The sequence below is a fragment of the Halomonas sp. AOP5-B2-8 genome (assembly GCF_052376475.1).
In the GTDB taxonomy this organism is placed as follows: Bacteria; Pseudomonadota; Gammaproteobacteria; order Pseudomonadales; family Halomonadaceae; genus Vreelandella; species Vreelandella casei.
In genome coordinates this window covers 458,089-476,405 of record NZ_JBQSVS010000003.1, presented here as the reverse complement: position 1 = coordinate 476,405, position 18,317 = coordinate 458,089, and the positions used below count along the sequence as shown (strand labels likewise).

Annotated in this window: 18 protein-coding genes and 1 other RNA gene; 15 read left to right on the top strand and 4 right to left on the bottom strand. The window is 54.4% G+C overall.

Translation table 11 applies throughout. The features are described from left to right. Positions 1-86 precede the first annotated feature (86 nt). From petA to ACT3RP_RS09750, 5 genes are all read left to right on the top strand, one after another. A complete protein-coding gene (petA, locus tag ACT3RP_RS09770; protein ID WP_441684056.1) occupies positions 87-683 on the top strand; it encodes a ubiquinol-cytochrome c reductase iron-sulfur subunit in 597 nt (198 codons plus the stop codon). Beyond that, complete coding sequence (locus ACT3RP_RS09765; protein ID WP_483393710.1) at positions 683-1,942, top strand: cytochrome b; 1,260 nt, start codon at positions 683-685, stop codon at positions 1,940-1,942. The genes petA and ACT3RP_RS09765 overlap by 1 nt, the downstream gene beginning before the upstream one ends. After that, positions 1,942-2,697, top strand: a complete 756-nt coding sequence (locus ACT3RP_RS09760; RefSeq protein ID WP_483393709.1) for a cytochrome c1 — start codon at positions 1,942-1,944, stop codon at positions 2,695-2,697. The genes ACT3RP_RS09765 and ACT3RP_RS09760 overlap by 1 nt, the downstream gene beginning before the upstream one ends. A 151-nt stretch (positions 2,698-2,848) precedes the next feature. Next, on the top strand, positions 2,849-3,475 hold the full coding sequence (gene sspA, locus ACT3RP_RS09755) for a stringent starvation protein SspA (RefSeq protein ID WP_441684062.1): 627 nt from the start codon (positions 2,849-2,851) through the stop codon (positions 3,473-3,475). 64 nt (positions 3,476-3,539) lie between these two features. Beyond that, entirely contained in the window at positions 3,540-4,067 is a 528-nt protein-coding gene (locus tag ACT3RP_RS09750) for a ClpXP protease specificity-enhancing factor (RefSeq protein WP_441684064.1), read from the top strand. A 70-nt stretch (positions 4,068-4,137) separates the two neighbouring features. Here the strand turns inward: ACT3RP_RS09750 and ACT3RP_RS09745 are convergent, their stop codons facing one another. The 4 genes from ACT3RP_RS09745 to ACT3RP_RS09730 form a co-directional block, all read right to left on the bottom strand. Next, complete coding sequence (locus ACT3RP_RS09745; protein ID WP_444625851.1) at positions 4,138-4,710, bottom strand: BON domain-containing protein; 573 nt, start codon at positions 4,708-4,710, stop codon at positions 4,138-4,140. A 95-nt stretch (positions 4,711-4,805) separates the two neighbouring features. Then, positions 4,806-5,396: a phosphoheptose isomerase gene (locus tag ACT3RP_RS09740; RefSeq protein ID WP_096280705.1), complete on the bottom strand. Its 591-nt coding sequence runs from the start codon at positions 5,394-5,396 to the stop codon at positions 4,806-4,808. 23 nt (positions 5,397-5,419) lie between these two features. Then, positions 5,420-5,791 carry a YraN family protein gene (locus tag ACT3RP_RS09735; RefSeq protein WP_441684068.1) on the bottom strand — a complete coding sequence of 124 codons (372 nt, stop codon included), beginning with the start codon at positions 5,789-5,791 and terminating at the stop codon, positions 5,420-5,422. Further along, positions 5,781-7,286 carry a penicillin-binding protein activator gene (locus tag ACT3RP_RS09730; RefSeq protein WP_441684070.1) on the bottom strand — a complete coding sequence of 502 codons (1,506 nt, stop codon included), beginning with the start codon at positions 7,284-7,286 and terminating at the stop codon, positions 5,781-5,783. The genes ACT3RP_RS09735 and ACT3RP_RS09730 overlap by 11 nt, the downstream gene beginning before the upstream one ends. A 115-nt stretch (positions 7,287-7,401) precedes the next feature. Between ACT3RP_RS09730 and rsmI the strand changes: the two genes are divergently transcribed. The 10 genes from rsmI to ftsW all read left to right on the top strand — a co-directional run bounded on the left by rsmI (position 7,402) and on the right by ftsW (position 18,300). Further along, on the top strand, positions 7,402-8,259 hold the full coding sequence (gene rsmI, locus ACT3RP_RS09725) for a 16S rRNA (cytidine(1402)-2'-O)-methyltransferase (protein ID WP_483393708.1): 858 nt from the start codon (positions 7,402-7,404) through the stop codon (positions 8,257-8,259). A gap of 32 nt (positions 8,260-8,291) precedes the next feature. Continuing rightward, an RNA gene (gene rnpB, locus ACT3RP_RS09720) (RNase P RNA component class A) lies at positions 8,292-8,663 on the top strand. A 52-nt stretch (positions 8,664-8,715) separates the two neighbouring features. After that, entirely contained in the window at positions 8,716-9,672 is a 957-nt protein-coding gene (rsmH, locus tag ACT3RP_RS09715) for a 16S rRNA (cytosine(1402)-N(4))-methyltransferase RsmH (protein ID WP_441684072.1), read from the top strand. A 2-nt stretch (positions 9,673-9,674) separates the two neighbouring features. Continuing rightward, the gene (ftsL, locus tag ACT3RP_RS09710) at positions 9,675-10,010 is read left to right on the top strand and encodes a cell division protein FtsL (RefSeq protein WP_192535905.1); all 336 of its coding nucleotides are present in this window, start codon (positions 9,675-9,677) and stop codon (positions 10,008-10,010) included. After that, positions 10,007-11,713, top strand: a complete 1,707-nt coding sequence (locus tag ACT3RP_RS09705; RefSeq protein ID WP_441684075.1) for a peptidoglycan D,D-transpeptidase FtsI family protein — start codon at positions 10,007-10,009, stop codon at positions 11,711-11,713. The genes ftsL and ACT3RP_RS09705 overlap by 4 nt, the downstream gene beginning before the upstream one ends. Positions 11,714-11,729: 16 nt before the next feature. Continuing rightward, positions 11,730-13,223, top strand: a complete 1,494-nt coding sequence (locus tag ACT3RP_RS09700; RefSeq protein ID WP_444625849.1) for a UDP-N-acetylmuramoyl-L-alanyl-D-glutamate--2,6-diaminopimelate ligase — start codon at positions 11,730-11,732, stop codon at positions 13,221-13,223. Continuing rightward, the gene (locus tag ACT3RP_RS09695; protein WP_441684079.1) at positions 13,223-14,581 is read left to right on the top strand and encodes a UDP-N-acetylmuramoyl-tripeptide--D-alanyl-D-alanine ligase; all 1,359 of its coding nucleotides are present in this window, start codon (positions 13,223-13,225) and stop codon (positions 14,579-14,581) included. Before ACT3RP_RS09700 ends, ACT3RP_RS09695 begins: the two co-directional genes overlap by 1 nt. 9 nt (positions 14,582-14,590) lie before the next feature. Continuing rightward, positions 14,591-15,673: a phospho-N-acetylmuramoyl-pentapeptide-transferase gene (gene mraY / locus ACT3RP_RS09690; RefSeq protein WP_192535909.1), complete on the top strand. Its 1,083-nt coding sequence runs from the start codon at positions 14,591-14,593 to the stop codon at positions 15,671-15,673. 60 nt (positions 15,674-15,733) lie between these two features. Next, positions 15,734-17,122, top strand: a complete 1,389-nt coding sequence (gene murD, locus ACT3RP_RS09685; RefSeq protein WP_441684081.1) for a UDP-N-acetylmuramoyl-L-alanine--D-glutamate ligase — start codon at positions 15,734-15,736, stop codon at positions 17,120-17,122. Then, positions 17,119-18,300, top strand: a complete 1,182-nt coding sequence (gene ftsW, locus ACT3RP_RS09680) for a putative lipid II flippase FtsW (protein WP_441684083.1) — start codon at positions 17,119-17,121, stop codon at positions 18,298-18,300. The genes murD and ftsW overlap by 4 nt, the downstream gene beginning before the upstream one ends. The last annotated feature ends 17 nt before the right edge of the window (positions 18,301-18,317 follow it).

Sequence of the window (18,317 nt, the reverse complement as noted above, 5' to 3'; positions counted from 1 at the left end):
AATTGTCATCGTCGTGTACGGTCGGTCATTATTATTCACCGCAAGGCTTTTCAGCATAGCGGGTAGGCTAGGGGGAGGGATCTGAAATGGCAGATAGCGGCATTAACAAAAGCCGACGCCGTTTCCTCGTGGTGGCCACCTCCGTTGTCGGGGCGGTGGGGGCTGTCGGGGTGGCGGTTCCCTTTGTGGCTTCTTGGCAGCCTAGTGCCCGAGCCAAGGCGGCCGGTGCTCCCGTTCGGGCAGATATCTCGCGTCTTGAGCCAGGGCAGAGAGTGACCGTTGAGTGGCGCGGCCGTCCTGTGTGGATTATTAACCGCACGCCCGAAATGATTGCGCGAACGCAGGCAATAGATGTGGCGAGCTTGGCAGACCCAGATTCCAATGTCCCGCAGCAGCCAGCCTATATTGCCGGTGGTTTGCGTTCTATCAAGCCAGAAATTGGCGTGCTTGTGGGTATTTGTACTCACTTGGGGTGTTCACCGCTTTTCCGGCCAGAGCCAGATGCCGCCGGTGTGGGTGTTGATAACTGGCCGGGCGGCTTCTTTTGTCCTTGCCACGCCTCGCGCTTTGATTTGGCGGGCCGCGTGTTCAGTAACGTTCCTGCGCCAACCAATCTTGAGGTGCCGCCTTATCGCTTTGCAAGCAATGACATTATTGTCATTGGCGAAGATGAGGAGGCCTGATGGAAAAACCCAATAAGTCTAAGGCTGAAAAAGGGGCCATGCGCTGGATAGATGACCGCTTCCCTGCCACACAAATGTGGCAAAAGCACCTTTCCCGCTACTACGCACCGAAGAATTTTAACTTTTGGTACTGTTTTGGTTCATTGGCACTGCTGGTTTTGGTTAACCAAATCCTGACAGGCATTTGGCTGGCGATGAGTTTTAATCCCTCTGCTGAGGGGGCTTTTGCATCTATCGAATACATTATGCGCGACGTAGAGTGGGGGTGGTTGATCCGCCATATGCACACCACGGGCGCTTCAGCCTTGTTTATAGTTGTTTATCTGCATATGTTTCGGGGGCTTTTATATGGCTCTTATAAGGCACCGCGCGAGCTAGTGTGGATATTTGGCATGAGCATCTATCTCGTATTAATGGCCGAGGCCTTTATGGGTTATCTGCTGCCATGGGGCCAAATGTCTTATTGGGGTGCGCAGGTCATTACCTCGCTATTCTCGTCTATTCCGGGGTTGGGTGCTGATCTAGCTCAGTGGATACGCGGTGACTATCTTATTTCAGGTATTACCCTTAACCGTTTTTTTGCGCTACATGTTATTGCTTTGCCCCTCGTTATTCTGGCGCTGGTAGTGCTGCATATTATTGCGCTGCATGAGGTGGGTTCCAATAACCCTGACGGTATTGATATCCAGCAGCGCAAAGATGGGGCAGGTGTGCCGTTAGATGGAATACCTTTTCATCCTTACTACACGGTCAAAGACCTTGTTGGCGTAGCTATATTCTTGTTCGTTTTTTGCGTGGTAGTGTTTTATTTTCCGGAAGGCGGCGGATATTTTATTGAAAATTCCAACTTTGAGCCCGCCAATCCTCTGCAAACGCCTGATCATATTGCGCCCGTTTGGTACTTCACGCCCTTTTACGCCATTCTGCGTGCGATCACCTTCTCAGTGTTTGGCTTAGAGGCTAAGTTCTTGGGCATTGTGTTTATGGGAGGGGCCATTGCGGTGCTTTTCGTTTTGCCTTGGCTTGATCGCAGCCCGGTGCGGTCTATGCGCTATAAGGGATGGATGTCCAAAGCGATGCTGCTTTTGTTCGTTGTTAGTTTTGTGCTCCTAGGGGTTTTAGGTGTTCTGCCGCCAACCGCGGGACGAACCATGTTGGCGCAGGTGTGTACCTTTGTTTATTTTGCTTTCTTCCTGTTAATGCCGATTTATACCAAGCTTGAGAAGACAAAGCCGCTTCCTGACAGGGTGAGCGGCTAATGAGAAAGCGTCGATTGAGAGTGTTAGTCGTTGGGTGTTTTACCGCCATGTTGGCAGCAGCTAGTGCTGGCGCGGCCCATTCGATGGAGCCGGATCTTCAGGATCAAGCGTCGCTGCAAAATGGCATGAAGCTCTATGTGAACTATTGCATGGGCTGTCATTCGCTAGAATATCAGCGTTTTTCTCGGGCGGCTGATGATTTAGGGATCCCGCAGGACTTGGTCGAGGCAAATTTAATTTTTTCGTCTGAATTAGCCTATAACGATCAAATGCTTATAGCGCTTGAAAGTGACGATGCCAAGGAGTGGTTTGGTGCTGTGCCGCCAGACTTGACCCTGCAGGCGCGCCTACGCAGTCCTGATTGGATTTACGCTTTTTTACTTGGTTTCTATCAAGACTCTAGTCGACCGACGGGTGTTAACAATACGCTATCCGATTTAGTGGCCATGCCTAATGTGCTGGAGCCTTTGCAAGGTGTGCAGACGCTGGTCTGCGCTGAAGAAGATGGCCGAGACGCGAATGCGTTGTCGGCTCAAAGCCAACCCTGCGAGGGGCTGAAAGTAACGGAGCCAGGTGAGCTGGCACCCGCTGAGTTTCAGAAGGCGGTTTATGATTTAACTAATTTTCTCGCTTATGTTGGTGAGCCTTCCAGGCTTAAGGCTCAGGCATTGGCGCCTAAAGTGCTGATCTTTATTTTCATTTTTGGGGTGATGGCTTACCTGCTCAAGCGCGAGTATTGGCGAGACATTCACTAATTCGCCGGTTCTGGCGGGCAATGGGATGCGCGACAAAGGTCGCGCGCCTTTTTGACTGTCAGCATGGCAACAAAAGCAAAGCAAGCTAGCTTCCCCTAAGGGAGTGCTGGCGTGTTATTATCCAAGATTGTTTTGATGCGAGGATGCTTTCATGGGTGTTGTGGCCAAGCGGTCGTCGATGATCTTTTACTCGGGTAGTGATGATCATTTCAGTCATCGTGTGCGCATTGTGTTGGCCGAGAAGGGGGTTGCCGTTGATATCGTCGATGTACTCGACGAAAAACCACCGGAAGAGCTGGCAGACCTCAATCCGTACAATAGCGTACCGACGCTATTGGATCGTGACCTGGTGCTTTATGAATCCAAAGTCATGATGGAGTACTTGGATGAGCGTTTCCCGCATCCTCCGCTATTGCCTGTTTATCCTGTGGCGCGTGCACAAAGTCGCCTATGGATGCACCGCATTGAGCGCGAGTGGTGCCCAATGGTCGACCAAATTCGCAGCGGTGGAAAAAAAGAAGCGGATAAGGCACGTAAAGAACTACGCGAGAGCCTTATTGGTATCTCGCCGATCTTTGAAGACATGCCTTACTTCATGAGTGAAGAGTTTACGCTGGTGGATTGCTGTTTAGCACCGGTTCTATGGCGTTTGCCTGATCTCAATATTGACCTGCCCGAAAAGCAGGTTAAGCCGCTGTTGGGGTATATGTCGCGAGTATTTGAGCGTGAAGCGTTTAAGGCATCTTTAAGTGAGCGTGAAAAAGAGATGCGCGCTTGAATTCATTCGGCTCCCTTGTTTTGAGTAAAGGCGGGGAGCCTTACTGTTGGAGGAGGGAGTCTAGATGAAGTCGAGTCGCCCCTATCTCGCCCGAGCGCTTTATGAGTGGTTGTTAGATAATGAGTTAACTCCTTACTTGGTGGTGGATGCTACTCAGCCAGGTGTCGAGGTGCCTCGCCAGCTAGTGCAAAATGGCCAGATTGTATTAAACGCGGCGCCGACGGCGGTGCGTGATTTTTTCATGGAAAACGAAGCGATCAGTTTTAATGCTCGCTTTGGTGGCCAGCCGATGCAGGTGATGATTCCTACGCCGGCATTAATTGCCATTTACGCCCGTGAGAACGGCGCGGGGATGGTGTTTGGTCATGAGCCCGAACTTGAAGATGGGGCCGAGTCCTTTGGTGATATTGAGGATGACGCCAGCGCTTCTGATTCGCCAGAGCCCTCAGTTAAGCGTGAGCCTTCAGTCAAGCCAGAACTTTCGATAACCGCACCGGTTTCTGAGGGAGGCGGTAATTCCAAGGCTTCTTCAAAAGCATCGGGTGACGATGCTAAGCCGAAGAAAAAGCCAACGCTAAGGGTCGTTAAGTAATCAGCCCTGCATTGCGCAATAAAAAAGCCTCGCTCTTAGATAAGAGCGAGGCTTTTTAATGGCGGCGCAGTTAATCGATGTATTCAAACACCTTAACAATGCGCTGCACGCCGCCCACGGCGGAAGCGGCGTTGACGATACGGTCTGACTCTTCACGCGTAACAATCCCCATCAGGTAGACGCTAGCGTTTTCGGTGGTCACTTTTATTTTTCCAGAATCGATATGATCATTGGTCGCTAAATGGCTGACGACATTAGTGGTAAGCCACGTATCGGTCAGCCGTTGGCTGGCGGGAAGGCGTGCCGCAACGGTCAGCTCGTTATGTACTTCATCAACGCCTCGCAAATTGCCGGTCACTTCGCCGGCCATGTCGCGAAGCTCTTCGCTTGGTACTTGACCAACCAGTAAGACAGCGCCATTAAAGCTATTAGCCCGTATACGCGCATCGCCCAGGCGCGCATCGGCTCGTTCTAGCGCGCGCTGAATTTCGCGCTCGATTGTGGCATCAACGGCTTCAACATCGTTACTACGCTGGGAGTAGTTAGATTGATTGGACGCGGAGTTATTGGCGCAGCCGCTGAGCAGCAATACTGCGCAAAGGGTGGCCGCCATTAAGCTGCGGGGAGAGAGGCGCTGGGTCATCGTATAGCTCCATGAGGCAAGTGGTTTACGCATAGTTATATATGAAACATGTTGGTAAGAAAAATACGGATAAAAAATTCGAAGCCAATAGGCGTTTAGGCGCTGCCAAACAGCTGTTCATCAATGAGGTCGCATAGGCAGTGAATAACCAGTAGATGAACTTCCTGAATGCGAGCCGTAGAGGTGGCGGGTACGCGAATCTCGCAGTCATCTTGCCCTAGCAGTGAAGCCATGTCGCCACCGTCACGCCCGGTTAGCGCAACCACGGTCATATCGCGGTCATGGGCGGCTTGGATGGCTTGTACAATGTTGCCGGAATTGCCGCTGGTGGAAATGGCCAATAGTACATCGCCAGGCTGTCCGAGCGCGCGGATCTGCTTGGAAAAGACTTCGTTATAGCTATAGTCATTCGCAATCGACGTAAGCGTAGATGTGTCGGTGGTGAGCGCCAATGCAGGCAGGCTAGGGCGCTCTCGCTCGAAGCGATTGAGTAGCTCAGATGAGAAGTGCTGGCTGTCTCCTGCGCTACCGCCATTGCCGCAAGAAAGAATTTTTCCTTCGCTGACCAGACACTGCACCATCATTTGGCTCGCCACTTCAATAAACGGTGGAAGTACTTCGCTGGCGTAGGTTTTGGTGTCAATGCTGTCGTTAAAATGGCCAAGTATACGAGTCTGAAAGTCCATCAGGGCTTCCTGGTTAGATAGAGTCAAAAGGCATCAAAAGCAGCTTTCGCCCAGTGAAACTCTAGGTTGGGCGGCTTGCCAATAATTGCCAGGATATCAAACCGGCAGGGCGATGAAAGCCCGCCGCGAGCGAGATATAGCCTTGCAGCGCGTATTAGGCGCTGCTGCTTTTGATGCGTGACGGTTTCCAGCGGGTGCCCGTAGCGCGTGGTGGTGCGATGTTTGACTTCGACAAACACAAGAATATCGCCATCCCGCATCACCAAGTCAAGTTCACCCCCTTTCACGTAATGATTTTGCGTAACGAGGGTGAGGCCTTGCTGGCACAGCCATTGAGCAGCTATTTGCTCTATGGCCGCGCCGCGCGCCCGAGCGGTTTGGGCATTATTCGCCACTGTTATCCAGGTTAGGAATTAAAATAGGTGCGGGAGCGCCGTTTTGAAATTTCGCCCACGGCAGTTCGCGGTAAATGCGTCCGTCGCTTCTCAAGGACAGCGTACCGGTGCTGCCACTTAAACCTTCTAACTCCGCTAGGTTAGAAAAGCGAATAGCCAGCTCGTAAGCATCAACGCCCATCGCCATTAGGCGGAACATCGAGGCATCGGACTCATCGCGAAAGCTGCGGTAAGAGGCTGAGAAGGGCAGTGCTTCTTCGCCACCGACGGCCGCGTCCGGAATTTGCCACGGGATATCCATGAACATCACGTCGTTAAGGTCTTGATCCAGGCGAGTCTGTAGGCGCCCTTCGTGTAGATGTGAGGTGGCGTAGATGGGTAAGTCGGGGGCGTAGTAGTAATCCATCGTAGGTGGTACTTGGCGAGCATATTCTGGCAAGGCAAGCAGAAAGAGGGCATCAATGTTGCCTAAGCGCGCACGTTCACCGCTTACGTTGAGTGCGCTTTGGACGGCGGTAGAAACAGAGCTTTCAGGATTGTAGCGAACGGCATTGGTAATTTCGCCACCCTGGCTTTTCCACTCGTTCCAGAAGGCTTCGCCTACGCGGCGCCCCCAGCCATTATCGGGCACCATCATTGACATTTGACGGTGACCATCTTGCCAAGCGCGGCGAGCGGCTTGGCGAGCTTCATCTTCAGCGGAAAGACCATACTGGAACAGGCGTTGTGCCTGGTTGTGGTCACCGCTGCCGTAATTGAGCGCCAGTGTCGGCAGGGGTACGCTGTCGCGCTGTTCTAGCTGAGTGACCTGGTCTTTATCAAGCGGGCCAATCATTAGCTGTGCATTCATTTGCTGAGCCTGCTGGTACAGCTCATCCAGTGAATAGCGTGAGGCATCTAGAAAGCTGAGCTCTGTGTTATCACCTTTAGTGTCATGGTGCTTGCGCATGGCGGTCGCGATGGTGTTGGCAACGCTGCTAAGCGGGCCCGATTCGGGTAGGGCAACCACAATGCGGCGTATTTCTTGGCCTTCAAGCTCGGGTAGCGCAACATTGGCCATGCCCTGCTGATCTAACGCTTCTCGTGCCCAGCGCTGGCGTTCCTCCAGGGTTTCCTGTTGATTAGCCTGCATCGGCAGTTCGTCGTTGAGTACCTGGGTGGCGCGTAGCACAGCACGTGGGTCATCTAGCGCCCGTGCCAGTTCAGAGAAAAGCAGCGCCCAGCGTACGCGATCGCCTTCCGATAAAAGGCTTTCATCAATGGCATCGGCGGTTTCAAACGCCTTATCACGCTCGCCTTGACCGGCCAAAATGCTGGCTGCTTCGAGGCGGGTTTTGGCGGCTTGCTCCGGTGCTTGTTGTTCTGCCTGGCTGAGTAATTGGCCGGCGTCCTCGCCGGACGCGCGGTCAACCACGCTGGGCGGCTGCATAGCACAGCCAGCAACCAGAAGTGCCATGAGGGCAGCGGCGAGTAAGCCACGTAATGACTGTTTCATGTATCCTTCCTTAAAATGTCCATTTGCGCTGTCGCAGCTTGCCTGCGATTGACGAGGCCACTGCACAAGCATAGCGCACCGGCAGAGCAAGCCATCAACGAATCGAGAGTCATCAATGACAGATCATAATCCGGGCACATTGTACGTGGTTGCTACGCCAATTGGGAACTTAGAAGACTTAACCTCACGTGCCGCCCGAGTATTAGGGCAAGTATCGCGCATTGCCGCGGAAGATACTCGTCATAGTGCCCGTCTTTTGGCACATTTAGGGCTGAATAAGCCGATGCTCTCATTGCATGAGCATAATGAGGCGCGCCGGGTAGATACGTTAGACAGCTATCTTGCTGCGGGCGAAGACATTGCGCTGATCAGTGATGCAGGTACGCCGCTGATTAGCGACCCAGGTTTTGTACTGGTGCGTGAGCTGCGCGCTCGTAATCGTCATATTGTGCCGATCCCGGGCCCTTGTGCATTAATTACCGCGCTGTCTGGGGCAGGCTTGCCAACAGACCGTTTTGTATTTGGCGGTTTTTTGCCTGCTAAGCCAGGCGCTCGCCGTCAGGCGTTAGAGTCTTGGAAAACCCGCGAAGAGACGCTGGTGTTTTATGAGTCTCCTCATCGCATCGTGCATACCCTGGAGGCCTTACAAGAACAGATGGCTGAGCGGGACGTAGTGCTGGCACGTGAATTGACGAAAACCTTTGAGACGTTTCTTCATGGCACTCCCGAGCTGTTATTGGCACAGCTGGCGGAAGATACGAATCAAGCGCGTGGCGAATTTGTGGTGATCGTGGCCGGTGCGCCGCCCGTTGTGCAAAGTGAACGCCAAGATATTTCAGCGGATGCGCTATTAGAAGCGCTATTGGCGGAGGGTGTTGGAGTGAAGCAGGGAGCCGCAATTGCCGCGCGAATGCTTGGTGGACGCAAGCAAGCTTGGTACGCTCGTTTGCAAGCAATCAAAGGTGAGCATTGAGGCTAGGCGAGGGCGCTGGTATGCTTGCCGCCGGAGTTGGCCAGACAGTCGCCGCTGATACCCCTTAAAAGGTGTCGGGGGAGGAAAGTCCGGGCTCCATAGGGCAGAGTGCCAGGTAACGCCTGGGCGGTGCGAGCCGACGGAAAGTGCAGCAGAGAGTAGACCGCCTAAGCCCCCGGATATAGATGCTGGGGGCCGGTAAGGGTGAAAGGGTGCGGTAAGAGCGCACCGCGCGCCTGGCAACAGTGCGTGGCATGGTAAACCCCACTCGGAGCAAGACCAAATAGGGACCCAATGGCGTGGCCCGCGCTGGGTCCGGGTAGGTTGCTTGAGCGCTGTGGTAACGCAGCGCCTAGAGGAATGGCTGTCCACGACAGAACCCGGCTTATCGGCCGACTCCCCTTTTTTATACCAAGGCGTGCATGCACGCCTTCCCAAATTTTCTGTGAGAGAAACATGCCTTCTCCTGACGCTGAACAGGTTGCTAACCGCTTTCGCCATACCAGCGTATTACTGGAGGGTGCTGTCGATGCCTTGGTCAATGACAACCAAGGTGTTTATCTGGATGGTACTTTCGGGAGAGGTGGTCACTCACGCGTGATCTTGGACCGGCTTGATGAGCATGGCCGGTTGCTGGCGATGGATCGCGACCCTCAGGCCATTGCGGCTGCCGCTGAAATAGACGATTCGCGCTTCCACATTACCCAGCGTGAGTTTGCCCAGCTGGGCGAGTTTGCCCGCGAGCAGGGCGTGTTCGGCAAGCTTTCAGGGATACTGCTAGATGTGGGCGTTTCATCGCCTCAGTTGGATGATCCTGAGCGCGGCTTTAGTTTTATGCGCGACGGCCCTCTGGACATGCGAATGGATCCTACCCAGGGACAAAGCGTTGCTGAGTTTCTGGCGCGGGCGAGCGAAGCCGATATTGCCTACGTGTTCAAAACCTATGGCGAAGAGCGCTATGCCAAACGCCTAGCGCGTGCCGTGGTGACCCGGCGCATTGAAAGGCCGTTCACCCATACGGTGGACTTAGCAGAAGTGCTGAAAGTCGCTCATCCCGCCTGGGAAAAAGGACGGCATCCCGCAACGAAAGCATTCCAAGGGCTGCGCATTTTTGTCAATGGTGAGCTTGAGCAGCTGGACAGCGCGCTAGATGCCGCGTTAGAGGCGCTGGCACCCGGTGGGCATTTGGTTGTGATCAGCTTTCACTCATTGGAAGATCGTCGTGTGAAACGTTTTATTCGTCATCATGTGCGCGGCGATACTCATCTGCCGCGCGGCGTGCCTATCCGCGACGATCAGTTGAATCGCCGCCTTGAAGCGCTGGGCAGAGGCGTGCGGCCAAGCGGAGAGGAAGTGGATGCTAATCCTCGTTCACGCAGCGCCGTGATGCGGGCTGCGCGTAAACGGATGTAATCATGAGCATGGATCGGATTGAGCAGTGGGCAACCACGCTACGCACCGAATGGCCTTTTAAGCTGCGTTTGCGCACTTGGCCCGTCATTATTAGCCTGTTGTTTTTACTCTGCATGGCCTCTGGGTTGGGCGTCGTCGTCACGACTTACATGACGCGGGTTCAATTTGCTCAGTTGCAACAGCTAGAGCAAGAGGAGAGTCAGTTGCAAACTGAATGGGGGCAGCTATTGCTTGAGGAAGGCGCTTGGTCAACACCTGCACGGATTGAGCAAATTGCTACTGATCGCCTGGGTATGCGAATTCCCGATGTCAACGATGTAGAGGTGATTCGACCATGATGCGTGAGCGTCGAGGCGGCACCTCTCGTCAGCAGCCCGTTGCGCCTCCTTTAGGCGGCGGGCGTTTTCTTTTTATTCTTATCGCCGTTGCTTTGGCGTCTACGATCCTCATTGGCCGTATCACTCTTCTGCAGGTTATTGATCGTCCCTTTTTGCAGAGTCAGGGGGATGCCAGAACCCTTCGTCATGAAGCGATACCTGCCCACCGGGGTATGATTACAGATCGCAATGGCGAGCCGCTGGCAATTTCTACACCCGTAGTAACGCTGTGGGCCAATCCACAGGAATTGCCAGCAGACGCTATTCAACGCGTGATGTTAGCGCAAGCGCTAGGAATGACGCTGGACGATTTTGAATCGCGGGTCTCGCGTTATAGTGAACGTGAATTTATGTATTTACGTCGCCAAATGACGCCTGCTGCCGCTCAGCGAATTCTCGACTTGCGCACTCCGGGCGTTTATCCCCAGCGTGAATATAAGCGCTATTATCCTGCCGGTGAGGTGGCTGCCCAGCTGCTGGGGGTGACCAACGTGGATGATGTCGGCCAGGAGGGATTAGAACTCTCCTATCAGTCCTACTTAGCCGGGCACCCGGGGCAGCGCCGCGTGATTAAAGATCGCCGCGGCCGCTTGGTACGCGAGCTGGGTGTGATTAGTGAGGCCCAACCAGGGGGCGAGCTGATTTTAGCGATTGATCAGCGCATCCAGTACATGGCCTACCGCGAGCTGCGAGCGGCGGTCGCCAAACATGATGCGGATGGCGGTGTGCTGGTGATGATGGATGCACGCACTGGGGAGGTGTTGGCGATGGCCAACCTGCCTTCCTACAACCCCAATAACCGGGCGGGGCTTGATCCTCGTGGGCTGCGTAATCAGGCGCTGGTGGATGTGTTTGAGCCAGGCTCGGTAATGAAGCCATTGGCAATGGCCGCCGTGCTGGAAAGTGGTGTCGTAGATCGTGATGCCTTGGTAGACACCTCGCCTGGCTGGATGCGGTTGGATCAGTTTACCATTCGCGATTTTCGTGACTACGGTGAGTTAGATCTAGCGGGGATCCTTGAGCACTCTTCAAACGTGGGTATGTCTCGTTTGGCGCTACGACTCAGCGATACTGCGATTTGGGAAAAGTACAATCAGTTAGGGTTAGGGCAGGCACCTGGCACCGGCTTCCCCGGTGAGTCGACGGGCAGTTTGCCTGCCCCAGTACGCTGGTCGCGCAGCGAGCGGGCAACGCTTGCCTATGGATATGGCCTATCCGTTTCAGCGGTCCAGTTGGCGAGTGCCTACACCGCTATTGCAAACAATGGCGAACGTTTGCCGCCGTCTTTACTGCGCCTTTCTGAACCGCCTCAGGGTATACCGGCGATGTCGCCTACGGTTGCCAATGACTTGCTTAATATTCTTGAAACCTCGGTTGCCGCCTATACCGGCGGACGACGAGCACGCGTTGAAGGCTATCGCGTGGGGGGTAAAACGGGCACGGTGCGTAAAATAGGCCAGCAGGGCTATACCACTGATGCCTATCGCAGTGTTTTTGCTGGGATTGCGCCTATTTCAGATCCGCGAATTGTTACCGTTGTCATGATTGATCACCCCAAAGAGGGTGGGTTTTACGGCGGAGCCGTTGCAGCGCCCGTGTTTTCCAGCGTAACGGGTAATGCTTTACGCTTGTTAGATGTGCCGCCAGATCACGAGGCGGAGTAGCTTTTAAGGAGATGGCATGACGCTGAGTCAAGGCGATGTGTTGACGGCGCTCAGGCAGGTATGGCCAGCGTCACCGCTGCCCGTTGACCTGCCTACGCTCCCAGCAGAGGTGCGGATCGAAACAGATTCGCGCAAGCTTCAGCCGGGCGACATTTTTGTGGCGGTGCCGGGTAGCCAGCGTGACGGGCGCGATTTTATTGAGCTGGCTATTAAAGCTGGCGCTGCGCTTGTCTTGGCGCAAGGCCTGGATGACGATATGCAGTTAGAGGGGCGGGTGTTGGCGCTTCCTCATCTGTCGGCGCGCCTGGGTGAGTTCGGCAGCGCGCTGTTTAAAGTGCCGTCTGATCTTGAAGTCATCGGCGTTACCGGTACCAATGGTAAGAGCTCAGTGACGCATTACATCGCAGCTCTCAGCGAGGCGCTGGGAACAAAAGCGGGTGTCATTGGTACGTTAGGAATGGGGCGTCCAGGTGCGCTTAATGATAGCGGTTTAACAACGCCGGGTCCGCTGATGCTTCAAGCGGCGCTGGGCGAGCTTGCGCAGCAGGGCGTTCGTCGTGTCGCGGTAGAAGTCTCTTCTCACGCGCTTGATCAGCGGCGCTTGGAGGCCGTCAACGTTAGCGTGGGCGTGTTTACCAATTTGACCCGCGATCATCTGGATTACCACGGCAGCATGGCAGCCTATGCGGCCTCAAAAGCGAAGCTATTTCGTCGCTCAGAGCTTAGCTTAGTCGTTGTGAACGGTGATGATCCGTTGGCGCGTTTAATGCTGGCAGGCTGCACCAAAGGCGTTCGTGTCTTGGCGACGGGCCAAGACGAGGCGGTCACGTTCAGAGTGATGGACTGGCAGGCCTTTGAGCATGGTCAGCAGGCAATGATTGCAACGCCGGAAGGCGAGAAAATACTGTCGTTAAAACTGATGGGCCGTTTTAATTTAGACAATGTGCTGCAGGCAATGGCTGTGCTTTATGGGATCGGAGAGTCGATTGATGCGCTCTTTGAGGCCGCGCCATCGCTTACTCCCGTACCCGGCCGCATGGCGCTCTACCGCGATACTGATACGCCTAGTGTGGTCGTCGACTATGCTCATACGCCAGACGCTCTGCGCAGCGCATTGCAAGCGCTGCGAGCGCACTTGGGCAGTGCAGGTAAGCTATGGTGCTTATTTGGCTGTGGTGGCGATCGCGATACGGGAAAGCGTGCCGAAATGGCCAAGATCGCCGAACAGCTCGCGGACAACGTTGTGGTTACCGATGATAACCCTCGGTATGAGGCAGCTGCAGACATTCGTCAGCAAATATTGGCAGGCTTCTCCGCTGCTGCACAGCCTATTGAAATAGCGGATCGTCGCCAGGCCGTGGCGACCGCTATTCATGATGCTAGTGCTCAGGACGTGGTGCTGATCGCTGGAAAAGGGCATGAGGCGTATCAAGATGTGCAAGGGGTGCGCCACGCCTATGAAGACAGTCAAGAGATCCTGCGCGCCTTTGCTGTACGGAGAGCCTTGTGATGCGCTGGACGCTCGGTCAGCTAGCCACAATGCTCAGCATTGCCGTGCCTACCGCCAATGCTGAGCTGTTGATCAGCTCGATCGTCATCGATAGCCGTAAAATTGAGCCAGGGTGCCTGTTTGTGGCGCTAAGAGGGCCTACTTTTGATGGCCATGACTTTGTCAAACATGCCTATGAACTCGGCGCTGCAGCGGTTTTAGTCGATACGCCTATCGATAGCGATGTGCCTCAGCTGGTATGCCCCGACACGCGTTTAGGTCTAGGGTTGCTCGCCGGGGCGCATCGCCAAGCATGGCATGGCGTTTTAGTGGCCGTGACTGGCAATAGTGGTAAAACGTCCGTTAAGGAAATGTGTGCGGCGCTGCTGGCACCTTTGGGCAATGTTTTAGCCACTCAAGGCAATCTGAACAATGATATCGGTGCGCCACTTACGCTGTTGAGGCTAGCGCCGAGTCACGCCGCTGCCGTGATAGAGTTAGGGGCGAACCATCTAGGTGAAATTGCCTGGACGGTTCACATGGCAAAGCCTGACGTTGCGCTTATTACCAACGTGACCGGTGCTCATGTCGGTGAGTTTGGCGGAATGGGCCAGATCGCACAGGCGAAAAGCGAAGTGCTGGACGGCCTAAGCGAGAGCGGTACAGCCATAGTGAATCGCGACGATCGCTATTTTTCCTTTTGGGCCGCGCGCAATGCACCTCGGCGATTAGTGAGTTTTGGCTTTCACAGCTTGGCTGATGTTAGCGCCTCAGCGCTTTCCTGTGATCCTCAAGGACGTTATGCTTTCACGCTTATGCATAATGGTGCAGCGTTAGGCCGCGTTCAACTGCGGTTGCTGGGTAAGCATAATGTCAGTAATGCGCTGGCTGCGGCAGCAGCGGCATTAGTGCTAGGCGTTACTGCAGAGCAGGTTGTTGAACGCCTTCAGTCTCTGCAAACGTTAGCAGGTAGGTTGGCCGTTGTGCCCGGTTTACGTGGGGCCAATGTGCTCGACGATACCTATAATGCTAACCCTGGCGCGGTCAAGGCGGCTTTGGATACGCTGGCAAGCTTTCCTGCGCCCCGCTGGTGTGCGCTAGGTGCGATGGGTGAGCTAGGCCGTGAGTCGGACGCGCTGCATGCAGAGATTGGCCGCTATGCCGCGGCACTGGGGATTGATGAACTGTTGACGCTAGGCGAGGCCGCCCGTGCCGCCAGCGATGCCTTTGGTCGAGGGCTGCATTTTAACGACCACGAGGCGCTAACGCGCCATGTCACTAATACTTTGCCGCCTGATACCACGTTGCTGGTGAAAGGATCGCGCAGCGCAGGCATGGAAAATGTCGTTAAAGCGCTGCGTTCGGATGAAATAAGGTAAACGCCGTTCATGTTACTTCACTTGGCGAATTTTTTATCGCAGTACCAATCTGCTTTCCAGGTTGTTAATTACTTAACCCTGCGGGTGATTTTAGGTGCCCTCACGTCATTAATGCTGTGCCTGTGGCTAGGGCCATGGATGATCAGGCGTTTGGTTGAAGGGCAAATTGGTCAAGCAGTGCGTGATGATGGGCCTAAGTCTCATCTCTCTAAAGCAGGCACGCCCACGATGGGCGGGGCAATGATACTGCTGGCCATTGCGATCAGTACCTTGCTGTGGGGTGACTTAACGAATCTGTATATTTGGATTGTCTTGGCAGTCACCTTAGGTTTTGGCGCCATTGGCTGGGTGGACGATTATCGTAAAGTGGTTGAGAAAAATCCGCGCGGTCTGCCTGCTCGCTGGAAATACTTTTGGCAATCTATCGTGGGGTTAGGTGCCGCGGTGCTGCTTTATGTCACCGCCTCTACGCCGGTTGAAACCAGTTTGCTCGTGCCGCTATTCAAAGACGTTGCCCTGCCTTTGGGCGTTTTCTATATCGTTCTTACCTATTTTGTCATTGTGGGTAGCTCCAACGCGGTGAACTTGACCGATGGTCTGGATGGCCTGGCGATTATGCCTACCGTGCTGGTGGCGATGGGGCTGTCGGTTTTCGCGTATGCGAGCGGCAACACCGTGTTTGCCGACTACCTGCATATTCCGTTTATTGCCGGCACCGGTGAGCTAGCGGTTTTTTGCGCCACGATTGCCGGTGCTGGGCTGGGTTTCTTGTGGTTTAACACCTACCCCGCGCAAGTTTTTATGGGCGATGTGGGCGCGCTAGCACTGGGCGCTGCGCTCGGCGTGGTGGCGGTAATTGTTCGCCAAGAAATAGTGCTATTTATTATGGGCGGCATTTTTGTCCTCGAAACAGTGTCAGTGATTCTTCAGGTGGGATCTTACAAACTTACCGGGCGTCGCATCTTCCGTATGGCGCCGTTGCACCACCACTATGAATTGAAAGGCTGGCCCGAGCCTCGCGTCATCGTACGCTTCTGGATTATTACCGTAGTGCTGGTGTTACTCGGCCTTGCGACGCTCAAAATTCGTTAATGCACGTGGTCATGACGGCTACGCCTAATGGGCGTGGCATTGTGCGACAAGGAGCCGTTGATGGTTCGAGTAGCTAAAGGTTTGACGCTGGTAGTAGGGCTAGGGGTTTCAGGTCGCGCTATTTGCCGTCATTTAACGCGCTTAAATCTGCCCTATATGGTCGCCGATACACGCGTCGCGCCACCGGGGCTGGATGACTTTCGCGCTGCTCATCCTGGGGTTGCTATTCACTGTGGCGCGCTCACAGCGCTTGATTTGAGCGATGTAAAAGAGGTAGTAGTGAGCCCAGGTCTTGATCCTCGTATGGCGGGACTAGAAAGCCTTGCTGATCGGTTAAACCCTGACACCGGCGAGCCAATGGTGGTCGGTGAAATTGCGCTCTTTGTGCGTGCAGCCCATGCACCTATTGCGGCGATCACAGGATCTAATGCGAAGTCTACGGTCACTACGCTGTTGGGCGATATGGCGGCTGCCGCCGGTGTTGATGCAGCTGTCGGCGGTAATTTAGGCACTCCCGCGCTGGATTTGCTGGCCAGTCATCCTAATGCTGAACTTTTCATACTAGAACTCTCCAGTTTCCAGCTTGAGACAACGCCTCGTTTGGGCGCCAGCTGTGCAGCTTTTTTAAATTTGTCGGAAGATCATCTGGATCGTCATGGTGACATGCACGGTTATCGCACTGCTAAGCAGCGGGTTTTTATCGGAGCGCAGCACGCCGTTGTCAATGCCGATGAGCCTTTAACGTGGCCGGACCAGCCTGTTGCCCAGGTTGCTCACTTCTCAACGAAAGTGCCTAGAAATTCTGAGTGGGGATTGGCGCTTTATCACGATACGTTGACGTTAATGCAAGGCAATAAGCCTTGGCTGGCAGTTGATGAGATGCCAATGACCGGCCTGCACAATTACGCAAACGCACTTGCAGCGCTAGCAATGGGGCAGGCGCTAGGCTTTATCGAAGCGCCCATGTGTAATGCTCTTCGCGAATTTAAAGGCTTGGCGCACCGTAGTGAAGTAGTGGCGCGTATTAACGGCGTTACCTGGGTGAACGACTCTAAAGGCACCAATGTGGGGGCTACGTTAGCGGCCATTAACGGTATTGGCGCCTCGCTTGACGGGCGCTTGATTCTATTGGCTGGCGGAGTAGGTAAGGGGGCGAATTTTTCTCCTTTAGCGGCACCGCTTGCCTCATGTGCGCGGCATGTATTGCTATTCGGCTTAGATGCCCCGCGCTTAGCTGACGCCTTAATTAAGCATGTGAGTGTTCAAGAAGTAGACGATTTATCCGAAGCCATGGAGGCTGCCTTTAAACTCGCTCAACCCGGAGATTGCGTGCTCTTATCCCCCGCCTGTGCCAGCCTAGATCAGTTTGCCAATTATCAAGAGCGCGGCGATATGTTTCGACGCTGGGTAGAGCAGAGGGCGCAGCGTGCCATCGAGGCCTCGCTATGAGCAGGCTTCAGCGTTTGCGCAGTGCACTTACGACCCGCGATCTACCTTGCGATATTTGGCTGATTATCGCAGCCGTTGCTTTAGCGGGACTGGGGTGGGTCATGGTCAGCTCAGCATCGATTGGCCTGCTGGAAGATACCTTTCACTACTCTCGCCAGCATGGCGTTTTTTTAGTGATCTCTATTGTCGCCTGTATCTTTATGCTCTGCGTGCCGCTTGAAGTTTGGCGCCAAAATGCCGCACTGATTCTCATGGCCAGTATTTTTCTGTTGATTCTGGTGCTGTTCGTTGGCCAAGAAATTAATGGTAGTAAACGCTGGATTGCGCTGCCGGGACCCTTGCCTAGCTTACAGGTCTCTGAGTTTGCCAAAATTGGGCTTATTTTCTACATGGCGGCGTTTATGTCGCGCTTTACCTACGACCTGCGTCAGCGGGCATTTAGCATGTGGCGCCCGCTGGCTGTACTGGCGGCACCTGTTGGCCTGCTGTTTCTAGCGCCCGATTTTGGCGGCATGGTGGTGCTCGCTATTTGTGTCATCGGCATGCTGATGATGAGCGGGGCATCGCTGGTGTTACTGCTCGGTAGTGGCGGGCTGCTGGGGTTTGGCGCCGTTATGATGGTCGTTATTGAACCCTACCGGCTGGCGCGTTGGACCAGTTTTCTCGACCCATGGGCGGATCAGTTCGCTACGGGCTACCAGTTGACTCAGGCGTTAATTGCGTTTGGTCGTGGCCATGTTACCGGCACTGGTTTGGGCAACAGTGTTCAAAAGCTGCACTATTTGCCTGAGGCGCACACCGACTTTATTTTTGCCGTCATTGCTGAAGAGCTCGGCATGATTGGCGCCATTATTGTTGTCTTACTGTTTACACTTTTTATAGCCCGCGCGATGTGGGTTGGGCGGCGTGCTGAGCTGGCGGGCCATCTGTTTGGTGCTTATGTCAGTTACGGTATTGGCTTTGTCATCGCGGCTCAAGCATTTATCAATATTGCGGTCAGTTCAGGCTTGCTGCCTACCAAAGGGCTAACGCTGCCGCTGATAAGCTATGGCGGCTCGAGCCTGTTGGTGACCGGTATGATGGTGGGGCTACTGCTGCGCGTCGATGCCGAAACACGCCATCGTCCTCGGCGTGCCTCTACCCCTTATAAGCCGCGCCATGAGCCGCGTTTATCGTAGGCATTTTAGGAGTTTAA